Here is a 16,560-nt window from a genome sequence, read left to right as displayed (position 1 = left end):
TTTTGGTGCCCACCTATTCATATGCGTGCACGGAATGCGACAACAAGTTCGACATCGTCCAGTCGTTCTCGGACGACTCGCTGACCGAATGCCCCGAGTGCACGGGCCGCCTGCGCAAGCTGTTCAACTCCGTCGGCATCGTCTTCAAGGGCAGCGGCTTCTACCGCACCGACTCCCGGTCGGGCTCCACCGCCTCGGAGTCCGCGTCGAGTTCGGAGTCGTCGGTCGGCACCTCGTCCTCGAAGTCGTCGGAATCCTCGTCCTCGAAGTCGTCCGAATCGTCCTCAAGCAGTTCCTCCTCGAGCTCTTCCGCTACGACCACCAAGAGCACCGCAGGCGCGTCCGCCTAGGCTCCCGGTTCGCAGCGGAGGAATCCGCCGCCGGGGGTCAGCACCCAGTCGACCGGCACATCGTGCGGATCGGCGGGCAGGTCGTCGAACAGTTCGTCGTCGAAGACGACCGCGACCAGTTCCGCCCGCGCTGGGCCGGCGACCGCCGCCCCGACGGACCGGTCGTAATAGCCCGCACCGCGTCCCAGCCGCACCCCGGTGCGGGAGGCGGCCATCGCGGGCAGGAACACCACCGACGCCCGTTCGACGGCGCCGACACCGAGTCTGTCGCCGCCGGGTTCGTGCAGGCCGAAGCGGGCGGCCGAGAGCGTGTCCGCGGTGTCATAGCGCGCCCAGTCGAGCGGGCCGGGCGGACCGGGCGGCACCACCGGCACCAGCACCCTGACACCCTGCCCGGCCAGCGCGTCGAGCATCGCCCGTGACCCCGGCTCGGTGCCCGCGGGCACGTAGGCGGCGGCCACCACGTCGTATTCGAGCCGGAACGGCGCGCACGTCATCCACTCGGCCAGATCCTTGGCGGCCTGCTCACGCTCCGCGTCGGGCCGCGCCCGGCGTGTTGCCCGGACGGCCGCGCGGACCTCGTCTTTTGTGCGGGTCACGGCGTTCTCTCCTGTTCGGATGTGCTGCTTGTGCGTCCGCTGTGCGGTGTCTGCGAAGGTGTGATGTCCTCCGCTCACACGCGGCATCGGCCCCTGTCACAGCCTAGGGTGGATCCATGGCACCAACGAGCACCCACGCGGATCTGTCCGCCGAATACGAGACGGTTCCCAACACGCCACCGATCCCGCGTACCGCGGTCGTTCCCGCGGCGGGTCTGGGCACCCGGTTCCTGCCCGCCACCAAGACGGTGCCCAAGGAATTGCTGCCGGTCGTCGACACCCCGGGCATCGAACTCGTCGCCGAGGAGGCCAAGTCGGCCGGCGCCGAACGTCTCCTGATCGTCACCTCGCCCGGCAAGGACGGCGTGGTCGCGCACTTCGTCGAGGACCTCGTCCTGGAGAACACCCTGTCCAAGCGAGGCAAGGCCGCGATGCTGGCCAAGGTGCGCAAGGCACCGTCGCTGCTGGAGGTGGCCTCTGTGGTGCAGGACAAACCGCTGGGCCTCGGGCACGCGGTCGGCTGCGTCGAGCAATACCTCGACGACGACGAGGACGCCATCGCCGTGCTCCTGCCCGACGACCTGGTACTTCCGGGCGGTGTCCTCGAGGTGATGGCCCGCACCCGCGCACGCCGCGGTGGTTCGGTGCTGTGCGCCATCGAGGTCCCGCAGGACCACATCAGCGCCTACGGTGTGTTCGACGTCGAGGAACTGCCCGACGCCAACAACCCCAACGTCATGCGCCTCAAGGGCATGGTGGAAAAGCCCAAACCGGCGGACGCACCGTCCAATCTCGCCGCGGCCGGCCGCTACATCCTCGACCGCAAGATCTTCGACGCCCTGCGCCGCATCACCCCGGGTGCAGGCGGGGAACTGCAGCTCACCGACGCGATCGCGCTGCTGATCGCCGAGGGCGAGCCGGTGCATGTGGTGGTGCATCACGGAACCCGGCACGACCTGGGCAATCCCGGCGGCTACCTGAAGGCCGCCGTCGATTTCGCGCTCGACCGCGACGACTATGGTCCGGAGCTGCGCGAGTGGCTGGTCAAACGGCTTGCGGAGGACTGACGCGCCGCTCGGCGCACCTGGGCCCCCACTCAGCGCGCCTGCTTTCCCATCGGGTCACGGCCGGATAACGTTGCACCGGCAGTTCTTGAGGTGCGAGAGGTGACATGCGTTCGGTCGAGGATCATCTGACTTTGGTGACCGCGGCGGCGGTTGCGCCGCGGCCCGTGCGGGTGGCGATTTCCGAGGCCCAGGGCCTGATGTGCGCCGAAGAGGTCGTCGTGGAGCGGCCGATGCCGGGGTTCGACCAGGCCGCGGTCGACGGCTATGCCGTGCGGGCGGTCGACGTCGCGCTGGCCGGTCAACTCGCCCCCGAGGACCTCGACGACTTCGATCCCGGCGGTGCCGAGTTCGTCGACCTGGAGGCGGGCGAACCGTTGATCGTCGGGTTACCCGTGGTCGGCGATGTGTCACCCGGTGCCCGCACCCCCACCCGGTTGCAGCCGCGTCAGGCGGTGCGCGTCGAGACGGGCGCCCCGATGCCGACCCTCGCCGATGCCGTGGTGCCGCTGCGCTGGACCGACGGCGGCGAGCAGCGCGTGAAAATCGGGCACGGCGTCGGCAGCGGCGACTACATCCGCCGCGTCGGCGACGACGTGGCCCCCGGGGATGTCGCGGTACGCGCCGGTTCGATCATCGGCGCGGCCCAGGTGGGGCTGCTGGCGGCGGTCGGGCAGGCACGCGTCCTGGTGCATCCCCGCCCGCGCATGTCGGTGATCTCGATCGGCAACGAGCTCGTCGACATCGACCGCGAACCGGGGCCGGGTCAGGTCTTCGACGTCAACAGCTACGCGCTGGCCGCGGCCGGCCGCGACGCCGGTGCCGACGTGAACCGGGTCGGGATCGCCGAACGCGACACCTCCCGGATGCGTGAGGTGGTGGAGGCCCAGCTGATCCGGTCTGAGATCGTGGTGATCACCGGCGCGGTCGGCGGCAGTGCCTCGCGCGCGGTGGTCAACGCGCTCAGTGATCTCGGCGATCTGGAGGTCGCCCGCATCGCCATGCACCCGGGCTCCGTACAGGGGTTCGGCAGGCTCGGCCGTGACGAGGTGCCCACCTTTCTGCTGCCGGCCAATCCGGTGAGCGCGCTGGTGGCGTTCGAGGTGATGGTCCGTCCGCTGATCAGGATCGCCTTGGGCAAGCGGCAGCCGATGCGGCGCACGGTGCGGGCCCGAACCATCGGGCCGATCGTGTCGGCGGCCGGGCGCAAGGGCTACCTGCGCGGACAACTGATGCGTGACGAACGGTCGGGGGAGTATCTGGTGCAGGTGCTCGGCGCCTCGCCGACGGGGTCGTCGCACCTGCTCGCCGAGCTGGCCGAGGCCAACTGCCTGATCGTCGTCGAGCCTGAGGTCGAGGAACTGAGCACCGGCGACGAGGTCGAGGTGGCCTTCCTCGCCCAGCGCGGCTGACGCCCCGGGACCAGGAGCGCCTGTCACCAAGGCTGGGGACAGCGACGATTTTGTGACAGGAGAGTCGCGTGATGCGACTATCGGTGTGCCGACGGGTCGGCTACGCTCTCGGAGGGTGATCTGATCCGTCTCCGGGTGCACAGTGTCCTGACTCGCCGCCGATGCGGTGGTGACCGGTGCGCTAAAGTCGCGGTCGTGTTTCGCCCCTCACAGTCGTGGTCCCCACGGGACGGCGCTGTGTCCGATGCCGTCCATCTCGATCGGAGATTTATGCCTACCGCCTCGCGGATCCTGGTCGCTCTCGCCGGAGTGCTCGCCGTCCTGATTCCCACCGGGCTCGTCTCGTCGCCCGCGCAGGCGGCCCCGGGCTTCACCGTCGGTCCCGGCACGGCGATCGTCGTCGACGCCTCGGCCGCCTGCACCCTCGCCGTCGCCGGCCACGACAAGGCCGGCCGGCTGATCGGCCTGAGCGCCGGGCACTGCGGCAACGTGGGTTCCAAGGTGGCGCTGGAGAACCGGCGCTCCGGCGTGATCGGCACCATTGTGGCCAAGAACAAGCAGGTCGACTACTCGGTTATCAACTTCAACAAGGCTGTGGTGCGCGGAGTGCGGACGGTCGGCAAGGCCACCGTCACCTCGATCGGGCAGCACCCGGCAGCGGGTGCGCGGGTCTGCAAGTCGGGCCGCACCACCGGTTACTCGTGCGGCCAGGTGATCGAGAACAGTCCGCGCAGCTACGAGACCCTCAGCTACGTCTGCGCGGCCCCCGGTGACTCGGGCGGACCGGTGATCGCGGGCGGCAAGCTCGTCGGCATCCTGACCGGCGGCGCGGGCGTGGCGATCCCGTTCACCAACGCGGGCATCATCGTCGAGTGCCTGCATCCGGCGATCCCGATCTACTCGCCGATGATCGCCACCAAGGTGTCGGTCGTGCTCGACCAGCTCAACTACTACGGCGGCTACGGCGCCGGCTTCCGCCCGGTCTGATCGGCGCGAGTCCCGCAACAGGCCCGTCCCTTTGTCAAGGTGGTTGGTGTGCTGAATTGGCTGGGCGGTCCGCACACCAGGGTGTGGCAGTCGACTCTCGGTCCGCTGCGGACCTCGGCCGGCGCGGTGACGGTGCGGCCGATCCGGTCGCGTGACGGCGCGATCTGGAGCGAACTGCGCACCCGAAACGAGAAGACGCTGGTGCCCTGGGAGCCGACCGGCATCGGTTCCTGGGTGCAGCGTCATCATCGCAGCCAGTGGGGGCCGCTGTACTCGGCCCTCAAATCGGAGGCCAGGCGGGGCACCGTACTGCCGTATGTCATCGAGCTCGACGGGCAGTACGTGGGACAACTGACCGTCGGGAACATCCAGCGCGGCGCCGTGCGCAGCGCGTGGATCGGCTACTGGATCGACTCGGATCACTTCGGTGGGGGCATCGCCACCGCGGCCGTGGCGCTCGGTGTCGACCACTGTTTCGGCCGGGTCGGCCTGCACCGTCTCGACGCGACCGTGCAACCGGCCAACGAGGCCTCGCAGGCGGTGCTCAAGAAGGTCGGATTCCGCACAGAGGGCCTGCTCGAGCGCTACATGGATGTCGATTCGCGGTGGCGCGATCACCTGTTGTTCGCGCTCACCGTCGAGGATCTTCCGGGCACCGCGGTGGAGGCCCTCGTCCGGTCGGGCCGCGCGAGCTACTGAACGTTTCCTGAGAACGGCGGCCAATCCGGTTCGTCTCGGCGCGTCTACCTCATGTCATCGGTGATGCAGCATAGATTGTTCACGGTGGCAATGTGACCAGAGTGGCGGTTGCAGCATGAGTGAAGGAGTGATCCGATGCCGAACTCCGTCCTATGGATCTGCCTCGTCGCCGTCTGGCTGTTTGTGCTGGTGCCGATGGTGATCAACAGGGGCAGGCCGCAGGTGCGTAAGTCTACGACGGTCGCGACCTCGACGCGCACGCTGCACCGCGGCGGGCGGGCGACCGCGGGCCGCAAGAAGCCCGGCGCGCATCCGTCGGATCCGGCACACAAACCCTCCCGCACCCCGTCGGCCACGGCGATCGCACTGCTGGAGAAGAAGGAAGCCGAACTCCGGGCCGAGAAGGCCGCGGACGACGAGTCCGTGACCGGTGTCGCGGAGGCGGACACCGAGGACTCCGCCGACGATGAGGCCGGAGTCGACGCCGAGCGCGACACGGAGGTCAGCCCCGTCGAGGACGTCGATGCCGCCACCGCCGATGCCGATACGGACGTGACCGATGTCGAGACTCCCGACAGCGGCACCGCTGACACCGAGAGTGCCGACGCAGACACCGAGGGTGCCGACGCGGACAACGAGGTCACCGCGGAACTGCGCGTGACCTCCGCCGTGGGTGTCGATCTCGACGCGGATATCGTCGGATCTCCGACGGACACCGAGACAGATACGGCCGCAGGCGAATACTATGAGTCGGACGAGGCCGTCAACGAGTCCGATGATCTGGACGAGACAGTGGATCTGGATCGGACCGGGGAACCGGAGGAGACCGGGGATCTGGAGGACGAGTCCGACGACCTGGGTGATACCGAGCCTGCCGACGATCTGGAAGACGATCTGATTGATGACGATCTGCTTGCCGAGGCGAAGCCGGGTCCTGCGCGGGTTGAGCAGGCCCCGGTGACCACCACTGTGCCGCGCAGGGTTTCGCCGTCGCGTTCCAAGGAAAGCCTGGCCGACAAGCACTCCGACGCCCGCTACAAGGAACGTCAGCGGGTACTCATCGGATTTGTCGCACTGTTCTTCGGTTCGATCATCGCCGGTATCGTGCTCGGCCTGGTCGGTTGGGTCGTGATGGCACTGGCCACGGTGAGCCTGGTGGCTTACCTGGCATTTCTGCGTCGGGCCGTCGTCCGCGAACAGCAGTCCCGGGCACAGCGTGCGGCCCGTGCCGCCCGCCTGCGGCGCGAGGAGGCCCGCCGCCGCGAGCAGGAGGAACAGCAGTCGCGGATCCGTCCTGTCGTGCCCGAACCGCCGCGCCGCCGTCGCCCGGGCGGAGCCGTCGTCCTTGAGATCGACGACGAGGATCCGGTGTTCGAGCATCTGCCCAGCGGGCCGCGCCGCTTGTACTTCGACGGCACCTCCGACGAGGAATACCGCCGCGCCGTCGGCTGACCCCACCGCCCTCGCCGGTTGAGGTGCGAGGAGCGTTAGCGATGAGCCTCGAAACCCCGTAACGCGACAATGTCCGCAACCACCGTCGAAAGCGGTTGCGGACATTGTCACGTTTACGGGGTTTCGAGGCTCATCGCCTAGCGGCTCTTCGCACCTCAACCGGCGTAGGGGGTTTCGCTAGCTTCCCTCGGCCTGTGCCAGCACGGCCTGGGCGAGCTTGACGTGGGCGGCGTCGACGAGCTGGCCGTCGACACTGGTGGCGCCCAGACCGCGGGCCTCGGCGTCGCGATAGGCCTCCAGATTGCGCCGGGCCCGGGAAACCTCCTCGGGCGTCGGCGAATACACCTTGTTGGCGAGTTCGATCTGGGAGGGGTGGATCGCCCACTTCCCGTTGTAACCGAGCGCGGCCGCGTACCGGGCCTGTTGCTCATAGCCCTCGGCGTCGGCGAAGTCGGGGTAGGGGGCGTCGATGGCGAGGATCCCGGCGATCCGGGCCGCGGTGAGCACGGTCATCCGGGCGTAGTGCCAGAAATCGCCCGGATACGGGTCGCGCGGAACGAAATTGGTGTCCACGCGGGCGCCCTGCGAGACGCTCAGGTCGCCTGCGCCGAAGATCAGCGCGTCCAGGCGCGGGCTGGAGGTGGCGATCTCCTCGGCGTGCGCGACACCGGCGACATCCTCGATGAGCACTTCGAGCCGGATCTGCCGCGTGAGGTTCAGATCCGTCTCGAGCTGGGTGAGCAGGACGTCGACCCACCACACGTCCCGGGCCGCGGTGACCTTGGGGACGACGATGGTGTCGAGGTTGGCGCCCGCACCGGTGACGACCTCGATGATGTCGCCGTACGCCCAGTGTGTGGAGATGTCGTTGATGCGCACGGCGCGGGCGGTCTCACCCCAGTCGTAGTCGTTGAGGGCGTGCACGACCTTGGTCCGCGACTCCTTCCGGAGCGCGGGGGCGCAGGCGTCCTCCAGGTCGAGGAACACCATGTCGGCCGCCGACGCGGCGGCCTTGGCGAACATGCGCTCATTGGAGGCCGGGGTGGCCAGCTCCGATCGCCTGCGGATGGGACGGGTGAGGGTGGTCATCAGTGAAAGGCCTTCTCTCGCAGTTCTGTGTCAGACGATATTGCGGGCGTGCAGGTCGGCGATCGACGCCGCGTCCATGCCGAGGACCTCAGCCAGCACGTCGTCGGTATGTGCGCCCAGCGCCGGACCGAGGGAGTCGACGATGCCCTCGCTGCCGGAGAACCGGGGGACCGGCGCCTGCACCAGCATGCTGTCGAGGTCGTCGTCGTCGATGCGGACGAACACCCCACGCGCCTTCATCTGCTCGTCGTCGATGAGGTCGGTGATGTCGTAGACGGGGGCGGCGGCGATCTCGGCGTCCTCGAACACCCGCATCGCCTCGTCGAGTGTGCGTGCCGAGACCCATGCGGCGACGATCGAATCGACCTCGGTGGCCCGGGCCAGTCGGCGCTGCGGGTCGGCGAAGTCATTGTGCTCCACCAGATCCTCACGCCCGATGGCCCGGAACACCCGCATCGCGATGGTCGGCGCGCTCGCCGACAAGGCGAGCCATTTGTCGTCGGAGGTGCGATAGGTGTTGCGGGGCGCGGAGATATCCCATTTGTTGCCGGCCCGGCGCGGGATCTCGCCGGTCTGGTCGTAGGTGAGCAGGGACTGTTCGACGAGCCGGGCGAGCGGGTCGATCAGGTTGATGTCGATGAGCTGGCCGTCGGCGCCGTGCACGTCGCGGTGGTAGAGGGCCATCATCACCGCGTAGGCGGCGTTGAGCGAGGCCACGCCGTCGGCCAGCATGAACGCGGGCAGCGTCGGCGGGCCGTCGGCTTCGCCGGTGAGGTGGGCGAAGCCGCTCATCGCCTCGCCGAGCGTGCCGAAGCCGGGCCGCGGCGCCTTGGGGCCTTCGAGGCCGAAGCCGGTGATGTGCAGCATCACCAGCTTCGGATTGACCTGTCGCAGTTGCTCATAGTCCAGGCCCCACTTGCGCAGGGTCAGCGGCCGGGTGTTGGCGATCACCACGTCGCACTGGGTGGCCAGCTCGCGCAGCAATTTCTGGCCGTCGTCGGTGCGCAGGTCGATGGTGACCGAACGTTTGTTGCGGCCCACGCTCTTCCACATCAGCCCGATACCGTTGCGCTGTACGCCCCAGCCGCGGATGGCGTCGCCGCCCTGCGGTTGTTCCACCTTGATCACGTCGGCGCCGAACTCGCCGAGGTAGGTGGCCGCGAGCGGGGCTGCGGCCAGGGTTGCCATGTCCAGCACCCGGATCCCCGACAGCATGGTGCTGCGGGGCGGGGTGTTCTCCTGCTCAGACACCGACGGCCTCGGGGAGGGGTTCGGCGGTGGCGTCGTCGGCACCGGCCGGCGTGGTGAAGTGGTTGGCGGGGCGTTCCAGGCCCAGGTTCTCGCGCAGCGTGTTGCCGGTGTAGTCGGTGCGCATCAGACCGCGATCCTGCAGTACCGGCACCACCAGGCGGGTGAAGTCCTCGAACGCGCCCGGGAAATGGGTTGCGGCGATGACGAATCCGTCGCACGAGCGGGACTGGAACCAGTCGGCCATCTGCTCGGCGATCTGTTCGCCGGTGCCCACGAAGCGCGGGCCCTGCAACAGGGTGGCGCGGTGATTGGCCAGCACCCGCAGCGTCATCGGCTGATCGCCGAGGTGCTTCTTGACACCCTGCACCAGGCCGCGGATACCGGAGATGTTGTCGACGAGTTCGTCGGTGATCTCGTCGTCGAGGCTGTGGCCGGAGAAGTCGTAGTTGGTGACCTCCGACAGCAGCGCGAGGGAGGCCTGCGGGTGGACGAGTTCGTTGAGGAAGATCGCCTCCTTCTGGCGGGCGATGTCCTCGGTCTCACCGGTGATCACGTACACCATCGGCAGGATGCGGACGTTGTCCGGGTCGCGGCCCTCGGCGGCGATCGTCGCCTTCTGGTCGGTGTAATGAGCCTGTGCGAGTGCCTGGCTGGGGGCGCTGGTGAAGATGAGATCGGCCCACTTGCCGGCGAATTCGCGGCCGCGGCCGGACTGGCCGGCCTGGATGATGACAGGGCGGCCCTGTGGCGTGCGGGGCACGGTCAGCGGTCCCTGTACCGAGAAGAACTCACCCTTGTGGCCGAGCTCGTGCACCTTGTCCGGGTCGGCGAACACGGCGTCGGCACGGTTGTCGATGATCGCGTCGTCCTCCCACGAATCCCACAGCTTGCTGACGACGTCGATGAACTCGTCGGCGCGGTCGTAGCGGCGGTCGTGTTCGGTGTGGGCGTCGACGCTGAAGTTGCGGGCCTCGGCGTCGTTGACGGAGGTGACGACGTTCCAGGCGGCGCGGCCACGGCTGAGGTGGTCGAGGGTGGCGAAGGTGCGGGCCACGTGGAACGGCTCGTAGTAGGTCGTGGAGTAGGTGGCACCCAGGCCCAGGTGGTCGGTGGCGGCGGCCATCGCGCCGAGGATGGCGGTCAGGTCGAGCTTGATGGGCCGGGCGCCGCGCAGGATCGCCTCGTCGGGGGAGTTGCCGTAGATCGACGGCATGGCGAGGCGGTCGTCGAAGAACATCAGGTCGAACTTGCCGTCCTCGAGGGTGCGGGCGATGCGCTGGTAGTAGCGCAGGTCGAGGTAGTCGGCGGCTGAGCTGGGGTAACGCCAGGAGCCGGAGAACACCGACACGTTGGATGCCTGCATGAACGCGACGAGGGTGAGCTTGTCGGTACGAGGTTCGGTCATTGGTATGCCTCTCGGATTTAAAAGTATCACCGGATAACTGATATATTTATAGACGCAAGCGCGGCCCGTCAAGGGCGGGGCCTCCGATCGGGGATGCTGGTCGGTGATACTGGGCAGGTCGGATGAGAGGTGTGGCCGGTGAGTGACGCAGTGCAGGGCCCCTGGGTGGTCGGTGAGGTCGACGCAGACCCGGCGGATCGTCGTACCGGACGCGAGCGTGTCGGTGACGTTCTGCGCGAACGCATCCTGGCCGGCGAGCTGGCGCCCGGAGAGCGCATCGACCTGGACAAGTACGCCGCCGAGTTCGGCACCAGCCGCACCCCTGTCCGCGAGGCCTGCCTGGCCCTCGCCCAGGACGGCCTGGTGAAGGTGGTGCAGCGCAGCGGTGTCACCGTCATCGGCGTGACCCCTGAATCGACCATCGAGAACTTCCAGCTGATGGCGGCGCTCTCAGGCGTGGCCGCGCAATGGGCATCCGGCAAGATCTCCGAACGAGACCTGCTGCGCGTCAAGGAGCTTCAGCGCGAAATCCGGATCGCCTCGCAGGCCGGCGAGGACATCACCACCCTCAACTGGCTCTTCCACGCCGCCATCAACCGCGCGTGCGGCTCACCTCGCCTCATCGGAATGCTTTCCGACGCGGGACGAATGATCCCGCGCCGCTTCTTCGCCCTGTTCCCTGAGCGGGTTCCGTGTTCTCTCGACGACCACGAGGACCTCGTCCGCGCCCTCTCCGCCCGCGACGGCGCCTCCGCCCGTCGCATCGCCGAAGGTCACTTCGACATCTCCGCAAAGCTTCTGGCCGAGCACCTCGGTCGCCGCTGACACCAGTTCGGCCGGTTGAGGTGCGAGCTTGCGAGCCTCGAAACCCGGTGAGACGACATTGTCATCTCACGAGGTTTTCGAGGCTCGTCGCTTAGGCTGCTCGCACCTCAACCGGCGGGGTGGTCGAGTTTGCTGTGGTCACCCAGGCCGTGCCAGGTGCGGGAGTGATACACCAGAGGTGGGGCCGACTTTCCTTCGGCCGCACCGGTTTCCAGTGCTTGTACGGCGATGATCGTCGCATCGCCGGCGTCCATCGAGGACACGGTCATGCCGCGGATCCACGCACGCGTGCCGTGATAGAGCGGCTCTCCGGTGGGCAGCCGGGACCACGCCGAGGTGTCGGCGAAGCGATCGACCCCATGCGTCGCGGCGAGTTTGGCGATCTCCACGTCCTCTGTGTCGAGCAGATGCACGACGACCGTCTGGGCCGCCCGGATGGTCGGCGCGCTCGATGAGCGTCCCGACACCGAGAACATGAGGATCGGGGGAGAGACGTCGACCGACGACACCGACGTGACGGTCATCGCGACCGGGCCGTCACCGGCGTCGGCGGTCACCACAGCCACCCCACCCGGGTGTTCGCGGAAGATATCCGCGAACTCCTCGGGGGTCACGGCCGACGATATGGGTTGCGCTGACGACATACAGACACATTAGTACCCATCTGATATATCAGCAAGGTTTTCCTGATCACACCAGCCCTACTGCGGCGGAGTCCAGACGTCGGTGCGCGACATCCCGGCAGCGCGGCCCTTGGCTGAGATCACCAGCGCCATCTTGCGGGAGGCCTCGTCGATCATCTCGTCGCCCAGCATCGCCGCGCCGCGCGCACCGCCTTCGACCGAGGTGCACCAGTCGTAGGCGTCGAGGATGTTCTCGGCGTGGTCGTAGTCGGCCTGCCGGGGGGAGAAGATGTCGTTGACGATGTCGACCTGCGTCGGGTGTAGCGCCCATTTGCCGTCGAATCCGAGGGCGGCCGAACGCCCGGCGACCCGGCGCAGGCCGTCGAGATCCTTGATGGCCAGGTACGGGCCGTCGATCACCTGCAGGTCGTGGGCGCGCGCGGCCATCAGCAGCGTCATCAGGATGTGGTGGTAGGCGTCGCCCACGTCGTAGCCGTCGGGCTGCTCGCCGACGACCAGGGACTTCATCTGGATCGAGGCCATGAAGTCGGCGGGGCCGAAGATCAGGGTCTCGTTGCGGGGGCTGGCCGCGGCGATCTCGTTGACCGCGAGCAGGCCCTTGGCGTTCTCGATCTGGATCTCGAAACCGATGCGGCCCACCTCCAGTCCCTCGGCCTTCTCGATCTGGGTGACCAGCAGGTCCAGCGCCTGCACCTGCGCGGCGGACTGGACCTTGGGCAGCATGAGGCAATCCAGGTTGGCGCCCGCACCGCTCACCACGTCGACGACATCGCGGTAGGTCCACTCGGTGGTCCAGTCGTTGATCCGCACCACCCGGGTGGTGTCGCCGAAGCCGCCCTCGTTGAGTGCCTTGACGACATTGACCCGGCCGTCGGCCTTGGCTGCCGGGGCGCAGGCGTCCTCGAGGTCCAGGAACAGGGCATCGGGGTTGAGCGAGCGCGCTTTGTCGATGAACTTCTGGCTCGAACCGGGCACGGCGAGCGTCGATCGGCGGGGGCGGTAGCTGACCATACGGAGACTCCTCACATTTGAAATATCAACCCAAGTCTGACATATCACCAGTCCGGCCTCGGCGGCCTCTTCCCGTTGATCGGGTCCCGCGCCATTCGGTATACGGATGCGACTGGCAATGACGGAACTGGCGGCCGGTGAGCGACACACCCCCGCTGGGCGTCGAAACGGTAACAACAACACCTCAGCATTCACATCAGTCACAGAAGTACGCTAGTTTCACAAACGTCCGCGGGTTTCACAGACGCTCCTGCGGGAGTCCACCAGCCGAAATCCACTCGTCGAGGGAGAACTCATGAAATTGCGTGCCCGCCGTGCACTGGTCGCGGCCATGATGTCGTCTGCGCTGGTCACCGGGGCCGCGCTGGCGCCGACCGCAGCGGCCGCGCCCCAGGCGCCCGCCCCGGTCGACCAGTCCGCTGCGATCAAGCTCGCCCTGCAGGATGTGGTCGGCCAGACCCTGGTCAAGCATCAGTACGACACCACGGTCGCCGACAGCATCGACACCGCCAACACGCTGCTCAAGAGCCTCGGCATCACGCCGTTCACACCGACTGTCGGCGCGTGCACCGACTTCAGCATCTCGACCGCCCTCGGTGGTGCGGTGCCCGGGCCGTACACCCCGGGTGTCGGCGACCTCAGCGTCAAGCTGCCCTGGCCGCTGAGCAAGACCATCGACGCCAACGCGATCAAGAAGGGCGAGATCATGTTCGGCTTCGTCCCCGTCGGCAAGTTCACCGACGGCAAGGACAAATCCGGCATGCAGGTGGCCTGGTTCAACGTCAACACCTTCAAGGGCGGCCTCGGCGCACCGATGGACGGCCTCGCCGAGACCGTCGTCGACGCCGTCGCCAAGCGGCTGAAGGAGGCGGGTGTCCCCGGTGCCCAGTCGACCGCCGAAAAGGTGCTCAAGCCGGTCGTGAAGCTGCTGCCCACCAACGGCGCCCGCGGTGGCCTCGTCGAGACCGGTGAGGGCACTGTCCTCGCCGCGATCTACGGAACCATCAAGAAGGGTGACGCCACCTGCTACTACTTCCCCTCGCTCGGTATCGCCACAGCCAAATAACGCAGGCAACCGAGCCCGCCGTGGCCCGCCGTGACACAGCGTCCGGCGGGCTACAGTGGGGCCATGTCGTCGGGTGTTGAACTACCGAAGGTGACGCTGGTTCCGGGTGATGGGGTTGTCATCCGGAAACCGGCGTTCTTCTGTGTCGTGGCGGCCGGGGTGTCCGATGAGATGCTCGCCGCCATCGCCGACATCGAATCGGTGGTGGAGACACCCGACGGCGTCACCCGGCGCGGCAGGCACCTCGTGCGGGCCATCGCCCAGCTCGTGGCCACCGCCGACGACGAGATCGACATCGCCTTCGCCGCCACCGACCGGGTCGGCGTGGCCGCCTTCCTGAACGGGCAGGTGTTCGCCGAGGCCGACGGGCGGCGTATCGAACCCGAACCGGGCGTCCCGTTCGACCGGGCGCTGCCGTGGGCGCACGAGGGATTCGGGCTGTACCTGGCAGGTGTGAAGCCCGCCGAACCCGGCCGGGAGCGCTTCGATCTGGTGCAGGGCATGGTCCCCGCCGGCGGAGCGCTGCTGCATGTGCCGGTGGGGCTGCGCAGCACCCAGATCGTTCCCGACACGGGCGAGCAGGCGCGGCTGCGCGCGGCTGCCGACTCCGGCCCCGCTCTCTCCCAGTCTGTTGCCGCGACGGCCACGCCGGAGGCGCAGGCCCGTCCGTCGACGGGCGATCTGCCCGCGACCGCGCCCCTGGCGGCCACCGAAACCCCTTCTCCGGCAGCGGCTCCACCAGCCGCCGACGAGGTGCAGCCCGGTACCGAACCGTGGCAGCCGGACAAACTGGCCGGTACCGAGCCCTGGTCGCCGGACGATCTGGCCGCCACCGAACCGTTGCCGGAGGATGTCCCGAAGTCCGCGGAGTCCGCGGGCGCCGAACACGCGCGGTCCGGCGACGATCCGGTGCCACCGACCGACGACCTCCGATCGGTATCGTCCGATCCGCCGGCCGCGCCCGCGAAATCGGCACCCGCACAGTCGGGTTCACGCGCACCGATCACCTCGATCCCGTCGCCGCCGGTCCGGCGGCCCTCCGGGGACGCTCCCTCACCCCAGGCCCCGGCTCACAACCCTGTTGCCCAGAACCCCGCTGCTCAAGGCCCTGTTGCCCAGAACCCTGTTGCCCAGAACGTGGCCGCGCCGCCGCCGAATTCTCCCGCCCCACCCGTTCCGGGGCGTCCCGGCGTGCCGGCACCACCACCGGCCCCTCCACAGGCTCCGCCGCGGGGCCTGGCCACCCCTGGACGGGCGGCACCCACCCAGTTCGACGAGGCGTACTTGCAGCCGGGTCCGCCCGCACCGGGCGTGCCGGTTCCGGGAGCACCGGTTCCTGGGGTTTCGGGGCCCGGCCATCCGTCCGACGGTTTCGACGCCGTCACCGATGTGGCGCATTCGCGGCCGATGGCCTACGGAATCCGTTGTCCCCAAGGTCATCTCAATCATCCCGAGGCCCGTTGGTGCGCCGAGTGCAGGCAGCCGCTCGCCCTCGGGCCCGGGGTGCTGGTGAAGGGGGAGCGGCCACCACTGGGCAGGCTGATCCTCGATCAGGGCACCGAGGTGCTCCTCGACGAAACCCTGGTGCTGGGCCGACTCACGGGCGCCGGTCCGACCCCACAGCAGCAAGGTGCGCCCCGACTGATTCAGGTCCGGGACGATTCGGGTCTGCTCTCGCGTAAGCACGTCGAGTTCCGGCTCGTGGAGTGGACGGTGCAGATCCTGGACCTGCATTCGGCCAACGGCACCTACGTCTCCACTCCCAACACGGTGGAGATCCGGCTCGCTCCGGGCCGCCCGCACATTCTCGTCCCGGGTTCGCGGATCCGGGCCGGCGGGCGGACCGTCATGTTCGAGTCCGCCTACGTGAAGGCCTGATCAGTTCTGATACATCAGTTTTGAGGCCGGGTGGGCGGCCAGTACTGGCTGTCGGGGGTGTTGCGGGCGCCGAAGATCGCCTGCCCCACCCGCACGCAGGTGGCGCCTTCCTCGATGGCGAGTTCGTAGTCGCCGGACATGCCCATCGACAGTTCACCCGGCCCGATGAGCTCGGGAGAGTCCGCACGCGCGCGGTCGCGGAGGGTGCGCAGGGTGCGGAAGCACTCGCGGACACGGTCGGCCTCGGAGGTGAACAGCGCCAGCGTCATCAGGCCCTGCACCTTCAGTGTCTCGAACCGTGGTAACTCCCGCAGGAAGCCGGCCAGTTCCTCCGGTGGCAGACCGAACTTCGACTCCTCCGCCGACGTGTTGACCTGCACGAACACCTCCAAGGTGCGGCCCAGGTCGGTCAGCCGCCGGTCCAGCGCCTCGGCCACGCGCAGGTTGTCCAGGGCCTGGAACTCGGCGGCGAAGGCGGCCACATCCTTGGCCTTGTTGGTCTGCAGATGTCCGATGACCGCCCATTCGACGCCCAGCTCGGCGAGGTTCTCCGACTTACGCTTGGCCTCCTGCACCTTGTTCTCCCCGAGCCGGTGGCAGCCCGCCTCGATCGCCAGGCGCAGCCGGTCCTCGGGCACCGTCTTGCTCACCGGCAGCAGCCGCACCTCGGCGGGGGCACGGCCCGCCCGTTGCGCGGCTGCCGTGATGTTGGCCCGCACGGCCGCGAGGTTGGCGGCGAACTCGGCGGTGGTGGTCGGATGCGGGTGCGGTGCGGGGACGGATTCGGCCATAGGCCAACGTTAGCCCCCGCCGGGATCTGCCCGGTAC

At 68.3% G+C, this 16,560-nt stretch carries 16 protein-coding genes; 9 read left to right on the top strand and 7 right to left on the bottom strand.

What is annotated here, in order from left to right; translation table 11 throughout:
* Positions 1-5: 5 nt before the first annotated feature.
* On the top strand, positions 6-350 hold the full coding sequence (locus GOAMR_RS09970) for an FmdB family zinc ribbon protein (RefSeq protein ID WP_040514874.1): 345 nt from the start codon (positions 6-8) through the stop codon (positions 348-350).
* Here the strand turns inward: GOAMR_RS09970 and GOAMR_RS09965 are convergent.
* Positions 347-949, bottom strand: coding sequence for a 5-formyltetrahydrofolate cyclo-ligase (locus GOAMR_RS09965; protein ID WP_005186507.1), 603 nt, complete (start codon positions 947-949; stop codon positions 347-349). The two genes, GOAMR_RS09970 and GOAMR_RS09965, sit on opposite strands and share 4 nt — an antisense overlap.
* A gap of 116 nt (positions 950-1,065) precedes the next feature.
* On the opposite strand from GOAMR_RS09965, the gene GOAMR_RS09960 reads away from it, so the two are divergent.
* The 5 genes from GOAMR_RS09960 to GOAMR_RS09940 all read left to right on the top strand — a co-directional run bounded on the left by GOAMR_RS09960 (position 1,066) and on the right by GOAMR_RS09940 (position 6,563).
* Positions 1,066-2,016, top strand: coding sequence for a UTP--glucose-1-phosphate uridylyltransferase (locus GOAMR_RS09960; RefSeq protein ID WP_005186505.1), 951 nt, complete (start codon positions 1,066-1,068; stop codon positions 2,014-2,016).
* 104 nt (positions 2,017-2,120) lie between these two features.
* Entirely contained in the window at positions 2,121-3,425 is a 1,305-nt protein-coding gene (gene glp / locus GOAMR_RS09955) for a molybdotransferase-like divisome protein Glp (protein WP_005186502.1), read from the top strand.
* A gap of 270 nt (positions 3,426-3,695) precedes the next feature.
* The gene (locus tag GOAMR_RS09950; protein WP_005186500.1) at positions 3,696-4,412 is read left to right on the top strand and encodes a S1 family peptidase; all 717 of its coding nucleotides are present in this window, start codon (positions 3,696-3,698) and stop codon (positions 4,410-4,412) included.
* Between the two features lie 48 nt (positions 4,413-4,460).
* A complete protein-coding gene (locus tag GOAMR_RS09945) occupies positions 4,461-5,111 on the top strand; it encodes a GNAT family N-acetyltransferase (protein ID WP_005186497.1) in 651 nt (216 codons plus the stop codon).
* A gap of 135 nt (positions 5,112-5,246) precedes the next feature.
* On the top strand, positions 5,247-6,563 hold the full coding sequence (locus GOAMR_RS09940) for a SepX/GlpR family protein (RefSeq protein WP_005186494.1): 1,317 nt from the start codon (positions 5,247-5,249) through the stop codon (positions 6,561-6,563).
* 177 nt (positions 6,564-6,740) lie between these two features.
* Here GOAMR_RS09940 and GOAMR_RS09935 read toward each other — a convergent pair whose 3' ends face one another.
* From GOAMR_RS09935 to GOAMR_RS09925, 3 genes are read right to left on the bottom strand one after another with little or no spacing between them, the layout of a single operon-like run.
* On the bottom strand, positions 6,741-7,652 hold the full coding sequence (locus GOAMR_RS09935; RefSeq protein WP_005186492.1) for an HpcH/HpaI aldolase/citrate lyase family protein: 912 nt from the start codon (positions 7,650-7,652) through the stop codon (positions 6,741-6,743).
* A 30-nt stretch (positions 7,653-7,682) separates the two neighbouring features.
* Positions 7,683-8,867 carry a CaiB/BaiF CoA transferase family protein gene (locus tag GOAMR_RS09930; RefSeq protein ID WP_040514871.1) on the bottom strand — a complete coding sequence of 395 codons (1,185 nt, stop codon included), beginning with the start codon at positions 8,865-8,867 and terminating at the stop codon, positions 7,683-7,685.
* 28 nt (positions 8,868-8,895) lie between these two features.
* On the bottom strand, positions 8,896-10,308 hold the full coding sequence (locus tag GOAMR_RS09925) for an LLM class flavin-dependent oxidoreductase (RefSeq protein ID WP_005186486.1): 1,413 nt from the start codon (positions 10,306-10,308) through the stop codon (positions 8,896-8,898).
* A 138-nt stretch (positions 10,309-10,446) separates the two neighbouring features.
* On the opposite strand from GOAMR_RS09925, the gene GOAMR_RS09920 reads away from it, so the two are divergent.
* On the top strand, positions 10,447-11,133 hold the full coding sequence (locus tag GOAMR_RS09920) for a GntR family transcriptional regulator (RefSeq protein WP_005186483.1): 687 nt from the start codon (positions 10,447-10,449) through the stop codon (positions 11,131-11,133).
* Positions 11,134-11,240: 107 nt separating this feature from the next.
* Here the strand turns inward: GOAMR_RS09920 and GOAMR_RS09915 are convergent, their stop codons facing one another.
* Both GOAMR_RS09915 and GOAMR_RS09910 read right to left on the bottom strand, forming a co-directional pair.
* The gene (locus GOAMR_RS09915) at positions 11,241-11,777 is read right to left on the bottom strand and encodes a flavin reductase family protein (RefSeq protein ID WP_040514867.1); all 537 of its coding nucleotides are present in this window, start codon (positions 11,775-11,777) and stop codon (positions 11,241-11,243) included.
* Positions 11,778-11,834: 57 nt separating this feature from the next.
* Positions 11,835-12,788, bottom strand: a complete 954-nt coding sequence (locus GOAMR_RS09910; protein WP_005186479.1) for an HpcH/HpaI aldolase/citrate lyase family protein — start codon at positions 12,786-12,788, stop codon at positions 11,835-11,837.
* 295 nt (positions 12,789-13,083) lie between these two features.
* Between GOAMR_RS09910 and GOAMR_RS09905 the strand changes: the two genes are divergently transcribed.
* The gene (locus GOAMR_RS09905; protein WP_005186475.1) at positions 13,084-13,854 is read left to right on the top strand and encodes a hypothetical protein; all 771 of its coding nucleotides are present in this window, start codon (positions 13,084-13,086) and stop codon (positions 13,852-13,854) included.
* 63 nt (positions 13,855-13,917) lie between these two features.
* Complete coding sequence (locus tag GOAMR_RS09900; protein WP_040514866.1) at positions 13,918-15,732, top strand: FHA domain-containing protein; 1,815 nt, start codon at positions 13,918-13,920, stop codon at positions 15,730-15,732.
* 14 nt (positions 15,733-15,746) lie between these two features.
* Here GOAMR_RS09900 and GOAMR_RS09895 read toward each other — a convergent pair whose 3' ends face one another.
* Entirely contained in the window at positions 15,747-16,523 is a 777-nt protein-coding gene (locus GOAMR_RS09895) for a YggS family pyridoxal phosphate-dependent enzyme (RefSeq protein WP_005186471.1), read from the bottom strand.
* Positions 16,524-16,560: the final 37 nt, after the last annotated feature.

Origin of the sequence: Gordonia amarae NBRC 15530 (assembly GCF_000241345.1) — a bacterium.
Classification (GTDB): Bacteria; Actinomycetota; Actinomycetes; order Mycobacteriales; family Mycobacteriaceae; genus Gordonia; species Gordonia amarae.
This window is presented reverse-complemented; position numbering and strand designations above follow the sequence as displayed.

Bases quoted from the DNA above. Each gene is read 5' to 3' on its own strand.
- GOAMR_RS09910 (WP_005186479.1), bottom strand. From the start codon at position 12,788: ATGGTCAGCTACCGCCCCCGCCGATCGACGCTCGCCGTGCCCGGTTCG.
- GOAMR_RS09950 (WP_005186500.1), top strand. From the start codon at position 3,696: ATGCCTACCGCCTCGCGGATCCTGGTCGCTCTCGCCGGAGTGCTCGCC.
- GOAMR_RS09925 (WP_005186486.1), bottom strand. From the start codon at position 10,308: ATGACCGAACCTCGTACCGACAAGCTCACCCTCGTCGCGTTCATGCAG.
- GOAMR_RS09900 (WP_040514866.1), top strand. From the start codon at position 13,918: ATGTCGTCGGGTGTTGAACTACCGAAGGTGACGCTGGTTCCGGGTGAT.
- GOAMR_RS09915 (WP_040514867.1), bottom strand. From the start codon at position 11,777: ATGTCGTCAGCGCAACCCATATCGTCGGCCGTGACCCCCGAGGAGTTC.
- GOAMR_RS09940 (WP_005186494.1), top strand. From the start codon at position 5,247: ATGCCGAACTCCGTCCTATGGATCTGCCTCGTCGCCGTCTGGCTGTTT.
- GOAMR_RS09905 (WP_005186475.1), top strand. From the start codon at position 13,084: ATGAAATTGCGTGCCCGCCGTGCACTGGTCGCGGCCATGATGTCGTCT.
- GOAMR_RS09895 (WP_005186471.1), bottom strand. From the start codon at position 16,523: ATGGCCGAATCCGTCCCCGCACCGCACCCGCATCCGACCACCACCGCC.
- GOAMR_RS09935 (WP_005186492.1), bottom strand. From the start codon at position 7,652: ATGACCACCCTCACCCGTCCCATCCGCAGGCGATCGGAGCTGGCCACC.
- GOAMR_RS09960 (WP_005186505.1), top strand. From the start codon at position 1,066: ATGGCACCAACGAGCACCCACGCGGATCTGTCCGCCGAATACGAGACG.
- GOAMR_RS09930 (WP_040514871.1), bottom strand. From the start codon at position 8,867: ATGCTGTCGGGGATCCGGGTGCTGGACATGGCAACCCTGGCCGCAGCC.
- glp (WP_005186502.1), top strand. From the start codon at position 2,121: ATGCGTTCGGTCGAGGATCATCTGACTTTGGTGACCGCGGCGGCGGTT.